We start from the raw sequence: 13,133 nt of genomic DNA on the forward strand, positions 1-13,133 counted from the left end.
AAGAGATGTCGGCACCGAATAAGTCGTACGACCCTGTCGAGGTCGAGGCGTTGAAACCGGAAGAGATCGAGCGCATGCGGGACGAGGCGCTCGCCGCCTTCGCCGCCGCGGACTCCCTCGACGCGCTCCACGAGGCAAAGGTCGCCCACACCGGCCCCGCCTCCCCGCTGGCCCTCGCCAACCGCGAGATCGGCGCCCTGCCCCCGCACGCCAAGGCAGACGCGGGCAAGCGTGTGGGCATGGCCCGCGGCGCCGTGAACAAGGCTCTCGCCGGCCGCCAGGCCGAGCTCGAGGCCGAGCGGGACGCCCGCGTGCTGGTCGAGGAGGACGTCGACGTCACGCTGCCCCACGACCGCGTCCCGGCGGGCGCCCGGCACCCGCTGACCACGCTCTCGGAGCGCATCGAGGACGTCTTCGTCGCCATGGGCTACGAGGTCGCCGAGGGCCCCGAGGTCGAGGCCGAGTGGTTCAACTTCGACGCCCTCAACATCGGCCCGGACCACCCGGCCCGCGGCGAGGCGGACACCTTCTTCGTGACCGGCCCGGACGGCACGGCCGACTCCGGCGTCGTGCTGCGCACTCACACCTCGCCCGTGCAGATCCGTTCGCTGCTCAGCCGTGAACTGCCGGTCTACGTGATCTGCCCCGGCCGCGTGTACCGCACCGACGAGCTGGACGCGACCCACACCCCGGTCTTCCACCAGGTCGAGCTGCTCGCCGTCGACGAGGGCCTGACCATGGCCGACCTCAAGGGCACCCTGGACCACATGGTCCAGTCGCTGTTCGGCGAGGGCATGAAGACCCGGCTGCGGCCGAACTTCTTCCCGTTCACCGAGCCGTCCGCCGAGATGGACATGGTGTGCTACGTCTGCCGCGGCGAGTCCGTCGGCAACCCCGACCGGCCCTGCCGCACCTGCTCCAGCGAGGGCTGGATCGAGCTGGGCGGCTGCGGCATGGTCAACCCCAAGGTGCTGGCCGCCTGCGGCGTCGACCCGGAGAAGTACAGCGGGTTCGCCTTCGGGTTCGGAATCGAGCGGATGCTGATGTTCCGCCACAACGTCGAAGACATGCGAGACATGGTCGAGGGTGACGTCCGGTTCACCCGGCCGTTCGGGATGGAGATCTGATGCGGGTCCCGCTTTCTTGGCTGCGGGAGTACGTCGACCTGCCGGCGACCGAAACCGGCCGTGACGTCCAGGCCAAGCTCATTTCGGCCGGCCTCGAGGTCGAGACCGTCGAGCAGCTCGGCGCCGACCTCAAGGGGCCGCTGGTCGTCGGCCAGGTGCTGACCATCGAGGAGCTGGAGGGCTTCAAGAAGCCGATCCGCTTCTGCACCGTCGACGTCGGCGGGGCCAACGGCACCGGTGAGCCCCAGGAGATCGTCTGCGGCGCCCGGAACTTCGCCGTCGGCGACAAGGTCGTCGTGGTCCTGCCCGGCGCCACGCTGCCCGGCGGCTTCTCCATCGCCGCCCGGAAGACCTACGGCAAGACGTCCCACGGCATGATCTGCTCCACCGACGAGCTGGGCATGGGCGACGACGGCACCCACGGCATCATCGTGCTGCCGCCGGAGACCGAGGTCGGCAAGGACGCCATCGAGCTGCTCCAGCTCGTCGACGAGGTGCTGGACATCGCGGTCACCGCCAACCGCGGCGACTGCCTGTCCATCCGCGGTGTCGCCCGCGAGACCGCCATCGCCTACGGCCTGCCGCTGCGTGACCCGGCGCTGCTCGACGTGCCCGCCCCGAACGCCTTCGGCTACCCGGTGCAGGTCGCGGAGCCGGTCGGCTGCGACCGCTTCACCGCCCGCACGGTCACCGGCCTGAGCCCCGAGGCACGCTCCCCGATCTGGCTGCGGCGCCGGCTGCAGAAGGTCGGCATGCGCCCGATCTCGCTCGCCGTCGACGTCACGAACTACGTGATGATGGAGCTGGGCCAGCCGCTGCACGCCTACGACCGGAACCTGGTCCAGGGCACGATCGGCGTGCGCCGGGCCGAGGAGGGCGAGAAGCTCGTCACCCTCGACGGCACCGAGCGCAAGCTGCACGCCGAGGACCTGGTCATCACCGACGAGCGCGGCCCGATCGGCCTGGCCGGCGTCATGGGCGGCGCCAACACGGAGATCGCGGACCACGACGACCTGGAGAACGCCTCGACCGACGTGGTCATCGAGGCCGCCCACTTCGACGCCGTCTCGATCGCCCGTACGGCCCGCCGTCACAAGCTGTCCTCCGAGGCCTCCCGCCGCTTCGAGCGGGGCGTCGACCCGCGGGCCGCCGCGGCCGCCGCGCAGCGCACCGTGGACCTGCTGGTGCTGCTCGCGGGCGGAACGGCCGAGGCCGGCGTCACCGAGGTCGTCGCGCCCACCGCCCCGCGGACCGTCACGATCCCCGCGAACCACCCGGACCGGGTCGCGGGCGTGGACTACGGCCGCGAGACCGTGGTGCGCCGGCTCCAGGAGATCGGCTGCGACGTCCACGGCCAGGACGAGCTGGTCGTCACGGTGCCGTCCTGGCGGCCCGACCTCACCGAGGCCAACGACCTGGCCGAGGAGGTCATCCGCCTCGAGGGCTACGAGAACCTGCCCTCCACGCTGCCGAAGCCGCCCTCCGGCCGCGGTCTGACCCACCGCCAGCGGCTGCACCGCAGGGTCGGCCGCGCGCTGGCCGGCGCCGGCTACGTCGAGGCGCCGACCTACCCGTTCGTCGGCGAGCAGGTCTTCGACCAGCTCGGCCTGGAGTCCGGTGACCCGGCCCGCCGCGTGGTGAAGCTGGTCAACCCGCTCAACGACGAGGAGCCCGCGCTCCGTACGACGCTGCTGCCGGGCCTGCTGGGCGCGCTGCGGCGCAACGACGGCCGTGGCTCGCACGACCTGGCCCTCTTCGAGACGGGACTGGTGTTCCAGCCGCGCGAGGAGCAGCGCGCCGGCGTGCACCTGTCCGTCGACCGCCGCCCGACCGACGAGGAGATCGCGTCGCTGGACGGCGCGCTGCCCGAGCAGCCCCGGCACGTCGCCGTGGTGCTCGCGGGCGCCCGCGAGCAGGCCGGCTGGTGGGGCAAGGGCCGCCCGGCGGACTGGGCCGACGCGATCGAGGCCGGCCGCGCCGTCGCCCGGGAGGCCGGAGCCGACCTGATCGTGCGCAAGGGCCAGTACGGCCCCTGGCACCCGGGTCGCTGCGCCGAGCTGGTCGTCGTCGCCGACGGCACGGAGCGGGTCGTGGGGCACGGGGGTGAACTGCACCCGCGAGTCCTCAAGGCGCTGGGCCTGCCCGAGCGCACCTGTGCGATGGAGCTGGACCTGGACGCCCTGGAGGCGGTCGGCGACGGCGTTCCGCAGGCGCCGAGCATCTCCACCTTCCCGGTGGCCACCCAGGACGTCGCCCTCGTGGTCGACAGGCCCGTCCCCGCCGCCGAGGTCGAGAGCGCACTGCGTGAGGGCGCGGGCGAACTGCTCGAGTCCATCCGGCTGTTCGACGTGTACGAGAACGCGGAACAGCTCGGCGAGGGCCGCAAGTCCCTGGCCTACGCGCTGCGCTTCCGCGCGAGTGACCGGACGCTGACCGTGGACGAGGCGTCCGCGGCCCGGGACGCGGCGGTCGCCCTCGCGGGCGAGCGGACCGGAGCCGTACTGCGCGGCTGATCCGCGTCGACGCGGACCGCCGACCCGGCCCCCCGCCTGGCGGCAGCGACGGACCGGCCCCTCGGGGCCGGTCCGTTCGCTTGGCCCGCCGCACCGAGCCGCTGGAGGCCGACCCGGCCAAGCCACCGCATTTTGAGGGGGAGCCGGCGGCTTGGCCGGGTGACCAGTCAACCGGCGGCACCACGCTCCGCGACAGTGCGCGCACAGCTCGGATGCGCGCACTCCGTTCACACCCCGTGTGAAGGCCCAGCCACTACGCTGACGGACACCAGGCCATTCGGGGGGCATCCATGCAGCCCAACACTCTGCTCGACGCGATCCTGGACGAGGCGGGCATCTCGCACGCCGGTCTCGCCGCCCATGTGAACCAGGCCGGCCGTGGACGGGGCCTCGCGCTCCGCTACGAACACACCGCCGTGGCGCGGTGGTTGAAGGGCCAGCGGCCACGCGGCCAGGTCCCCGACCTGATCTGCGAGGTGCTCGCCGGACGGCTGCACCGGCCGGTCACCCTGGACGACATCGGCCTCGGAGTGCCCGGCGAGCCCAGCACTCCGCACACCGGCTCGCTGTCCGGCTTCGTGGAGCGGGCCACCGCCCTGTGGCGCTCGGACGAACAGCAGCGCCCGCACGTGCTCGGCGCGCCCGCGGTCACCGGCACCCCCGCCGTCATGCCGGTGTGGGAGTGGGAGAACCCGCCCGAGGACGTGGACGTCTCCCGAGGTGGGCGGCACCGGGTCACCGCCTCCGACCTCGAACTGCTGCGGGCGGCCCGCACCCACTACGAGCAGATGTACCGCAAGGCCGGCGGTGTCGCGACCCGCGCGCGGATCGTCGGCTTCCTCAACGCCGAGGCGGCCCCGCTGCTGCGCGGCGGCTACACCGACGCCACCGGGCGCCAACTGCACCGGGCCACGGGCGGGTTGGTGGCGATCGCCGGAATCTGCGCCTACGACTCCGACGCGCACGGCCTGGCCCAGCGCTACTTCCACCAGGCGCTCCGGCTGGCGAAGGCCAGCGGTGACCGGGGACTTGGCGCCTATGTGATCGCACTGCTGGTCAACCAGGCGCTGTTCATGCGGGAGTACCGGCAGGCGGTGGCGTTCGCCGAGGCCGCCCTGCGCGCGGCCGGAAAGCACATCACCCCGGCCCTCGCCTCCGACCTGTACGCGATGCAGGCGAAGGCGTACGCCCACCTCGGCGATTCCGGCAGCGCCCTGTCGTGCATCCGCCGGGCCGAGACGGCCGCGGACCGCATCCGGCGGGGGTACGAGCCCGACGAGACCGGCTACGTACAGCCTGGCCTGGTCAACGTCCAGGTGGCCGAGGCGCTGCTGAGCCTCGGTGAGCTGGCCGCCGCCCGGGAGCACGCGGCGGCCGCGGTGGACAACCCGGCGCACGACCGCGGCCGGGTGCACCGGCTCGCCATGCTCAGCACCATCGAGCTGCGCCAGGGCAACGCCGACAACGCGGTGGCCACGGCCGTGCAGATGGCCGAGCAGGCGCGCGGGATGGAGTCCCAGCGACTGCGCGACAGACTCCGCGCGGTGCGCGAGCACCTGGTGCGCTGCGGCTCGGCCGGGACCGCCGAAGCCGCCGAACTCATCGACGGCGCACTGCGCGTACCGCTGTAGGCCCACTGTAGGTACACAGCCCCTGCTGCGATATTGCCCCTTACTCGGTGGAAGGTGGCAGAACCGTGCAGTGGACGAAACAGACCGAACAAACTGTGTATGAAAACCGCTGGTTCAGCGTCAATCTCGCAGATGTGGAGCTGCCGGACGGCCGGCATCTCGACCACTTCCTCATCCGGCTGCGGCCGGTCGCCGTCGCCACGGTCGTCAACGAGGCCAACGAGGTCCTGCTGCTGTGGCGGCACCGCTTCATCACCGACAGCTGGGGCTGGGAACTGGCCGCGGGCGTGGTGGAGGACGGCGAGGACATCGCGAGCGCGGCCGCCAGGGAACTGGAGGAGGAGACCGGCTGGCGGCCGGGACCGCTGCACCACCTGATGAGCGTGGAGCCGTCCAACGGCCTCACCGACGCCCGGCACCACATCTACTGGTCCGACCACGGAGAGTACGTCGGACACCCGGTGGACGACTTCGAGTCGGACCGCCGGGAGTGGGTCCCCCTCAAGATCGTCCCCGACCTCATCGCCCGGGGGGAGGTCCCGGCCGCCAACATGGCGGCCGCGTTACTCCTGCTGCACCACATGAGGCTCGCCGACGAGCGGTCCTAACGGGCCAGTGCCTGCCATGCCGTCACGACGAGTGCCCCGAGGGCGGTGAGGACGGCCAGCGAGGGCAGGGGCCAGCGCGCGTGCTCCAGTGAGGTCATGCGCGTGTGCAGGTCGTCCACCTCCTTGGCGGTCTCCTCGGCGCGGTGACTGAGCAGGGCGAGTCCTCCCTCGACGCGGGCATACGCCACGTCGAGGCGGCGCCGTAACTCTGCGAGTTCGCCATGGACCACGGGATGCTCCGGTTCGGCGCTCACGGGTCCACTCCTTTCCGTAGTCGGATGTGGTGGTTCCGCACCTCTTGCATGCGCATGCAGAGTCAACTCGGCTGGTAAGCGCGTGGGGAGCGTGTGTGACGGGCATATGCGGGCCCGGCGCGCACACGGTGTGTGAAACAGATGGGCCCGGCACCTAAACCGGTGCCGGGCCCACGGGTGTAGCCGACGGTAATCAGTAGCTGTAGAAGCCCGACCCCGTCTTACGGCCGAGCCGTCCCGCCTCGACCATGCGCTGGAGCAGCGGGGGAGCGGCGTACAGCGGCTCCTTGTACTCGGCGTACATGGAGTTGGCGATGGAGACGACGGTGTCCAGGCCGATCAGGTCGGACAGCTTCAGCGGGCCCATCGGGTGGGCGCAGCCCATCTCCATGCCGTTGTCGATGTCCTCGCGGCTGGCGATGCCGGACTCGAACATGCGGATCGCGGACAGCAGGTAGGGCACCAGCAGCGCGTTGACCACGAACCCCGAGCGGTCCTGGGCGCGGATCGCGTGCTTGCCGAGCAGCTTCTCGGCGAAGGCCTGGGCCCGGCTGAGGGTGCCCTCGGAGGTGGTGAGCGCCGGGATCAGCTCCACCAGCTTCTGCACCGGGGCCGGGTTGAAGAAGTGGACGCCGACGACGTGGTCGGGCCGCGAGGTGGAGACCGCCAGCTTCACCAGCGGGATGGAGGAGGTGTTGGAGGCGAGGATCGCGTCCGGGCGGGTCACCACCTGGTCGAGCACCTGGAAGATCTCCGTCTTCACCTGCTCGTTCTCCACTACGGCCTCGATCACCAGGTCGCGGTCGGCGAACTCGCCGAGGTCCGTGGTGAAGCTCAGCCGCGCCTGCGTGGCGTCCCGCTCCTCATCGGAGATCTTGCCGCGCTCGGCGGCCTTGGTCAGGGAGTTGAGCAGCCGGGTACGGCCGATCTCCAGGGCCTCGCCGGTGGTCTCGGCGACCTTCACGTCCAGTCCGGCGCGGGCGCACACCTCGGCGATGCCCGCGCCCATCTGGCCGCAGCCCACGACTCCGACGCGCTCGATGTCGGTCACATCGTCCCCTTCGCTGGTTCTCCGGTTTTGTCCGGGTGTGGCAGGACTCCGGGTCGGCGCCTGCTCCGATCGTGCACGTTACCGCCAAGTATCGATGATCGATCGCGTGGGTGGGGGCATCCTGGGGCGCGGAACGATCCGTGAGGGTGCGGATCCGGAGCGTATGGGGGGTGCGGGAATGGGGCGGATCTCACGCCGGGCGTTCGCTGCGGCGGCGCTGTCGACACTGGCGGCGGCCCAGGCGGCCGGGGCCCAGGGCGCGGTGGCGGCACCCGGCCGGCGGGGCGCCGCCGCCGGGCGGGGCGCGGCGGGCGGGCACGGTGCGGCCGCCGAGATGCGGGGCGTGTGGCTCGCGACCGTGGCCAACCGCGACTGGCCCTCGAAGCCCGGTCTCACCGCCGCCGAGCAGCGCGAGGAGCTGATCGCGCATCTGGACCGGGCGGTCCGGGACCGGCTCAACACGGTGATCCTCCAGGTGCGCCCGACGGCGGACGCCCTGTGGCCCTCGCCGTACGAGCCCTGGACCCAGTACCTCACCGGCACCCAGGGCCAGGACCCCGGCTGGGATCCGCTGGGCACCGCCCTGCGCGAGGCCCACGCCCGCGGCCTGGAACTGCACGCCTGGTTCAACCCGTACCGCGTCGCCAACCACACCGACCTCGGCCGGCTGGCCGCGTCGCACCCGGCCCGGCTGCACCCGGACTGGGTGGTGCCCTACGGCGGCAGGCTCTACTACGACCCGGGGCTGCCCGAGGTCCGCGCCTTCGTGCAGCGGGCCATGCTGGACGCCGTCGCCAGGTACCCGGTCGACGCCGTCCACTTCGACGACTACTTCTACCCCTACCCGGTCGCCGGGCAGACCTTCGACGACGACGCCTCCTACGACCGGTACGGCGGGGACTTCGCCGCCCGGGCGGACTGGCGCCGGGACAACATCAACCGGCTGGTGCGGGAGATGGCGGCCGGTATCCGGCGGGTCCGGCCCGGCACCCGGTTCGGGATCAGCCCCTTCGGGGTGTGGCGCAACGCCACGACCGACCCGCTCGGCTCGGACACCCGGGCGGGCGTGCAGACGTACGACGACCTGCACGCGGACACCCGCGCCTGGGTGCGCAACCACTGGATCGACTACATCGTCCCGCAGCTCTACTGGAACATCGGCTTCGCCGCCGCCGACTACGCGACCCTGGTCGACTGGTGGGCCGAGGTGGCCCGGGGCACCGGGACCCGGCTGTACGTCGGGGAGGCGCTGTACAAGGCAGGGGCCGCCGGGCAGCCCTCGCAGTGGCAGGACCCCGTCGAGCTGTCCCGTCACCTCACGCTCGCCGCCCGGTACCCGCAGGTGCGCGGGCACGTCTTCTTCGCCGCCAAGGAGGTGGCGGAGGACCCGATCGGGGCGATGGCACGGGTGGTCGCCGACCACTACCGGCAGCCGGCGAGGACCCCGCGCTGAGTTACAGCCGCTGTTCCTTCTCCTTGTGCTTGATCTGGCAGTCCGGGCCGGGGGACATCACGGCCTCGTGTCCGTCGGCGAAGCGGACCCGGTAGGGCGGGTTGCCCTCCGTGCCCATCACCTCGACGACTTCCGACACCTGGTCGTGCTGGCCGACCACCCTGCCGTGCTGGACAAGCTGGTCTCCCACGGATGCATGCATCGGCAGGCCCTCCTCACGTCACGACCGCTGGGTGACGGCGATGCACACGAGCACGGCGACGGCGGTCAGGGGAGCGGCCGCCGTGAGGTTCTCGCCCAGCAGCAGCGCCGACCACACCAGTGTGAGCAGCGGCTGGGCCAACTGCAACTGGCTGGCCTTCGGGATGCCGATGGCCGCCATGCCCCGGTACCAGACCACCAGCCCGAGGAACTGCGATCCCAGCGCCACCCACAGCAGACCGGTCACCCCGTGCGCGGTCAGCCGCACCGGTTCGTACGACAGCGCCAGCGCGGCGGCCGGGACGCTCAGCGGCAGGCACAGCACCAGCGCCCAGCCGACGACCTGCCAGCCGGGCATCACCCGGGCCAGCCTGCCGCCCTCGGTGTATCCGGCGGCGCACACCAGCAGCGCCCCGAACAGATAGCCGTCGGCGACGGTGAGAGCGCCGCCGCTCTGGCCGAGGGTGAAGGCGACCACGGCCGCCGCGCCCGCGAGCGCCGCCAGCCAGAACCGCCGTGCGGGGCGGTGGCCCGTGCGCAGGGCCGAGCAGACGGCGGTGGTCAGCGGCAGCAGGCCCACGACCACGGCGGCGTGCGCGGTGGTGGAGGTCTGCAGGGCCAGCGTGGTGAGCAGCGGGAAGCCGAACACCACTCCGGCGGCGACGACCGCGAGACCCGGCAGGTGCCTGGGCTCGGGCAGCGGCACGCGCAGGGCCAGCAGGCAGCCGCCGGCCACGAGCGCCGCGAGCACGCTGCGGACGGCCACCAGCGTCCAGGGCCCGAAGCCCTCCAGGCCCCAGGCGGTGGCCGGGAAGGTGAGGGAGAAGGCGAGGACGCCGAGCGCGGCCTGACCGGCGCCGAAGCCCCGGCGCTCGGCGGCGGGGGCGGTGACTGCTATCGGGGTGGTGGCAGTAGCGCTACTCTGTGCTCTCATGGAACAGAGTAGCAGTGTGGCTGAACTGGCAGAACGGCTGCGCCGGGAACTCGACCGCTACTCGTACGGTGGAAAACTCCCGTCGAGCCGGGCCCTGGTCGAGCGGTTCCGGGTGAGCCCGGTGACCGTCTCCCGGGCCCTCGCCCAGCTCGCCGCCGAGGGGCTCGTGGTGACCCGGCCCGGCGCCGGTGCCTTCCGGGCCGGATCGCGCGCCGCCGCCCCGCCCGCCGGGGACACCTCCTGGCAGGAGGTCGCGCTGAGCGCCGACGGCGCCGAGCTGGTGCCTCGCACGGTGGACGCCTCCGGGGTCACGGTCTCGCTGGCAGCGCCGCCACCGGGCGTCCTGGAGTTCAACGGCGGCTATCCGCACCCCTCCCTGCAGCCCGAGCGGGCGATGGCCGCCGCCCTCGCCCGGGCCGGGCGGCGGCCCGGCGCCTGGGGCAGGCCGCCGCTGGAGGGGCTGCCGGAGCTGCGGGAGTGGTTCGCGCGCGGCATCGGCGGGGCCGTCACCGCCGCCGAGGTGCTCGTCGCCGCAGGCGGCCAGTCCGCGCTGGCGACCGCCCTGCGGGCGCTCGCCCCGCCCGGCGCCCCGGTGCTCGTCGAGTCCCCCACCTACCCGGGCATGCTCGCCCTGGCCCGCGCCGCCGGGCTGCGCCCGGTCCCGGTGCCCGTCGACCCCGACGGGGTCCGCCCCGGCCTGCTCGCCGACGCCTTCCGGGCCACCGGCGCCCGGGTCTTCGTCTGCCAGCCGCTCTTCCAGAACCCGACCGGTGCCGTCCTCGCCCCCGGCCGCCGCGCCGAGGTGCTGAGCATCGCCCGGTCGGCGGGCGCGTTCGTGGTCGAGGACGACTTCGTACGCCGCCTGGTGCACGCGGACGCCGGGCCGCTGCCCCGCCCGCTGGCCGCCGACGACCCCGACGGCGTCGTCGTCCACGTCGGCTCGCTGACCAAGGCGACCTCACCCAGCTTCCGGGTCAGCGCGCTGGCCGCCCGGGGGCCGGTGCTGGAACGGCTGCGCGCCATCCAGGTGGTGGACAGCTTCTTCGTGCCCCGGCCGATGCAGGAGGCCGCGCTGGAGCTCGTCGGCTCCCCGGCCTGGCCCCGCCATCTGCGGACCCTGTCGGCCGAGCTGAAGGCCCGCCGCGACACCATGACCGCCGAACTCGCCCGGCATCTGCCCGAACTCGCCCTGCCCCACATCCCGTCCGGCGGCTACCACCTCTGGGTCCGCCTCCCCGACGGCACGGCGGGCACCGGCGGCCCGGGCCCCGAGGCGGAGGCCGCCCTCACCGCCGCCGCCCTGCGCGCGGGCGTCGCCGTGACCCCCGGCCGCCCCTACTTCAGCGCCGAACCCCCCGCCGGCCACCTCCGCCTGAGCTTCGCGGCGGTCGCGGGCGCGGGGGAGATCACGGAGGGGGTGCGCCGGCTCCGGGCCGCCTGCGACGAGGTGTTCCGGCCCGGACGCCGCTGACCGGACGCCGTGGCCCGAACGTCCCCGTCCGGCCGGTGAAACGGAGTCGACGCCGGCCGCGGCGGGCTGTGAGTATTCCGGCATGAGCGACGCACCCGAGCTGCCCGAGGGCTACGAGTTCTCCGCCGAGACCGGCCGCGTGGACGTGGAGCGCGTCCACGGCTGGCTGTCGTCCGACGCCTACTGGGCGATCGGCCGGCCCCGCGAGAAGCACGAGCGGGCGATGGCGGAGTCCCTCAACTTCGGGGTGTACGACGCGGCCTCGGGGGAGCAGGTGGCGTACGCACGGGTGGTGACCGACCGGGCGCTGTTCGCCTGGCTCGCCGACGTGTACGTCGACCCCGCCGTGCGCGGCGAGGGGGTCGGCACGGCGTTCGTCGGCCGGATCCGCGAGCACCTGCGGCCGTACGGGCTGCGCCGCGTCCTGCTGGCCACCGAGGACGCGCAGGAGGTGTACGCCAGGCTCGGCTTCCGGGCGGTCGACCACCCGGAACGGTGGATGGTGCACACCTTCGAGTGAGCGTTCCCGTACCCTCGGTAACCGCCGGACGGCGCCTCTTGACCTGTGTACCCCCGAGGCCCACCATCACCGCATGCCACTTCGGGTGACGTTCGTCGCCGCCGCGCGCAGTTCCCCGCTGCTCGCGGAGCGCTTCGAGGACGACCGGCCGCTGGACCAGGCCGGCTGGGACGAGGTGCAGCGCGCCGCCGGGGACCTGCTGCCGCTGTCGGCGGCCGAACTGCGCTACTGCTCGCCGACCCCGCGCAGCCGTGCCACCGGCGACGCCCTCGGCTACGCCCCGCTGGTCCAGCTCGCCCTGCGCGACTGCGACATGGGCCGCTGGCGCGGGCTGACGCTGGGCGAGGCCATGGCCCGCGAGCCGGAGTCCGTGGACGCCTGGCTCGCCGACCCGCGCTCCACTCCGCACGGCGGCGAGTCGCTGCTCGCCTTCATCTCCCGGGTCGGCGGCTGGCTCGACACGCGCCCCGCCGACGACGGCGGCCGGATCGTCGCGGTCGCGGAGCCCTCCGTGATCCGCGCGGCCCTGGTGTACGCCCTGAAGGCACCGCCCGCCGCGTACTGGAACATCGATGTGCGCCCGCTGTCGGTGACCACCGTGACGGGCCGCTCGGGCCGCTGGAACCTCCGGCTCGACGGCGTCCTCGCTCAGCCCTCGCGCACGTAGTCCGTGGTGAGCACCAGGTCCTTGGCCGGTCCGCCCACGTGCCACACCGTGCGCCAGTGGTCGGCGTCCGTCACGGTGAACTCGCCCCGGTAGAAGTCGGCCGCGCAGGGGTGGCCGGCGACGTACCGCCCCGAGGTCAGGTCCAGCTCGTGGAAGGGCCGGCCGTCCGCGAACCGCACGTCCGCCGTGCCCGGATGCCGCCCCGGCAGGAACCGCAGCGTCCGTGTCGCCGGCCGGGTCACGCCCCGCCAGGTGAACTCACCGGACTCCTCGTGCAGCAGGCCGCCGCCGTCGAGCGGGCCGAAGACGGTGACTCCCGAGAAGCGCCCCTCGTCCCCGCCCGCCAGATCCCGCACGCTCCGCTCCACCCGCCAGCGCCCGGCCAGATGCGCCAGCACATCGGGCACGGGCCAGACCCCGCTCACCGCCGGCCCTTCCAGCACCGCGGGCGCGGACCGTCCGGCGACCCGGTGGGCGACTTCCGCTCGGCCTGGGCCCGGATCTCGTGGTGCGAGGAGTGGCTCGTCGCCCGGAAGGCCTCCTCGTAGGCGGCCAGTGCCGCGCCCAAGCCGCCGCCGCCGACCGAGCCGCGGCGCCGGATCGCACGCGCGAGCCTCATCAGGACCAGCGGCAACGCGGCCAGGGAGCCGAGCGCGATCGGATACGGCGTCAGCGTGTGCATGACCCGAGTCTACGAGCGGGC

General features: G+C 73.3%; 14 protein-coding genes. 8 read left to right on the forward strand and 6 right to left on the reverse strand.

Annotated elements, in window-relative coordinates:
* Positions 1-5: 5 nt before the first annotated feature.
* The 4 genes from pheS to ACZ6B1_RS21195 all read left to right on the forward strand — a co-directional run bounded on the left by pheS (position 6) and on the right by ACZ6B1_RS21195 (position 5,879).
* Positions 6-1,127 carry a phenylalanine--tRNA ligase subunit alpha gene (gene pheS / locus ACZ6B1_RS21180; protein ID WP_468780509.1) on the forward strand — a complete coding sequence of 374 codons (1,122 nt, stop codon included), beginning with the start codon at positions 6-8 and terminating at the stop codon, positions 1,125-1,127.
* The gene (pheT, locus tag ACZ6B1_RS21185) at positions 1,127-3,640 is read left to right on the forward strand and encodes a phenylalanine--tRNA ligase subunit beta (RefSeq protein WP_468780511.1); all 2,514 of its coding nucleotides are present in this window, start codon (positions 1,127-1,129) and stop codon (positions 3,638-3,640) included. The genes pheS and pheT overlap by 1 nt, the downstream gene beginning before the upstream one ends.
* 290 nt (positions 3,641-3,930) lie before the next feature.
* Complete coding sequence (locus ACZ6B1_RS21190; RefSeq protein WP_468780513.1) at positions 3,931-5,271, forward strand: transcriptional regulator; 1,341 nt, start codon at positions 3,931-3,933, stop codon at positions 5,269-5,271.
* Between the two features lie 65 nt (positions 5,272-5,336).
* Entirely contained in the window at positions 5,337-5,879 is a 543-nt protein-coding gene (locus ACZ6B1_RS21195) for an NUDIX hydrolase (RefSeq protein ID WP_468780515.1), read from the forward strand.
* Here ACZ6B1_RS21195 and ACZ6B1_RS21200 read toward each other — a convergent pair.
* Positions 5,876-6,133 (reverse strand): hypothetical protein, encoded by a 258-nt coding sequence (locus ACZ6B1_RS21200; protein WP_468780517.1) that lies wholly within the window; start codon positions 6,131-6,133, stop codon positions 5,876-5,878. The two genes, ACZ6B1_RS21195 and ACZ6B1_RS21200, sit on opposite strands and share 4 nt — an antisense overlap.
* A 193-nt stretch (positions 6,134-6,326) precedes the next feature.
* On the reverse strand, positions 6,327-7,184 hold the full coding sequence (locus tag ACZ6B1_RS21205; protein WP_468780519.1) for a 3-hydroxybutyryl-CoA dehydrogenase: 858 nt from the start codon (positions 7,182-7,184) through the stop codon (positions 6,327-6,329).
* Positions 7,185-7,362: 178 nt separating this feature from the next.
* On the opposite strand from ACZ6B1_RS21205, the gene ACZ6B1_RS21210 reads away from it, so the two are divergent.
* Entirely contained in the window at positions 7,363-8,637 is a 1,275-nt protein-coding gene (locus tag ACZ6B1_RS21210) for a glycoside hydrolase family 10-like protein (RefSeq protein WP_468780521.1), read from the forward strand.
* Between the two features lies 1 nt (position 8,638).
* Here ACZ6B1_RS21210 and ACZ6B1_RS21215 read toward each other — a convergent pair whose 3' ends face one another.
* Both ACZ6B1_RS21215 and ACZ6B1_RS21220 read right to left on the reverse strand, forming a co-directional pair.
* Positions 8,639-8,839 carry a DUF1918 domain-containing protein gene (locus tag ACZ6B1_RS21215; RefSeq protein WP_468780522.1) on the reverse strand — a complete coding sequence of 67 codons (201 nt, stop codon included), beginning with the start codon at positions 8,837-8,839 and terminating at the stop codon, positions 8,639-8,641.
* 18 nt (positions 8,840-8,857) lie between these two features.
* Complete coding sequence (locus ACZ6B1_RS21220; protein ID WP_468780524.1) at positions 8,858-9,772, reverse strand: DMT family transporter; 915 nt, start codon at positions 9,770-9,772, stop codon at positions 8,858-8,860.
* Here ACZ6B1_RS21220 and ACZ6B1_RS21225 point away from each other — a divergent pair.
* The 3 genes from ACZ6B1_RS21225 (at position 9,771) to ACZ6B1_RS21235 (ending at position 12,430) form a co-directional block, all read left to right on the forward strand.
* A complete protein-coding gene (locus tag ACZ6B1_RS21225) occupies positions 9,771-11,243 on the forward strand; it encodes an aminotransferase-like domain-containing protein (RefSeq protein WP_468780526.1) in 1,473 nt (490 codons plus the stop codon). The genes ACZ6B1_RS21220 and ACZ6B1_RS21225 overlap by 2 nt on opposite strands.
* A gap of 82 nt (positions 11,244-11,325) precedes the next feature.
* Entirely contained in the window at positions 11,326-11,763 is a 438-nt protein-coding gene (locus tag ACZ6B1_RS21230; protein WP_468780528.1) for a GNAT family N-acetyltransferase, read from the forward strand.
* A gap of 73 nt (positions 11,764-11,836) precedes the next feature.
* Positions 11,837-12,430 (forward strand): histidine phosphatase family protein, encoded by a 594-nt coding sequence (locus ACZ6B1_RS21235; protein ID WP_468780530.1) that lies wholly within the window; start codon positions 11,837-11,839, stop codon positions 12,428-12,430.
* Here ACZ6B1_RS21235 and ACZ6B1_RS21240 read toward each other — a convergent pair.
* Both ACZ6B1_RS21240 and ACZ6B1_RS21245 read right to left on the reverse strand, forming a co-directional pair.
* Positions 12,412-12,855 (reverse strand): DUF6314 family protein, encoded by a 444-nt coding sequence (locus ACZ6B1_RS21240; protein WP_468780532.1) that lies wholly within the window; start codon positions 12,853-12,855, stop codon positions 12,412-12,414. The genes ACZ6B1_RS21235 and ACZ6B1_RS21240 overlap by 19 nt on opposite strands.
* Positions 12,852-13,112, reverse strand: coding sequence for a hypothetical protein (locus ACZ6B1_RS21245; protein WP_468780534.1), 261 nt, complete (start codon positions 13,110-13,112; stop codon positions 12,852-12,854). The genes ACZ6B1_RS21240 and ACZ6B1_RS21245 overlap by 4 nt, the downstream gene beginning before the upstream one ends.
* Positions 13,113-13,133 lie beyond the last annotated feature (21 nt).

It is taken from the genome of Streptomyces sp. NPDC041129 (genome assembly GCF_055592265.1).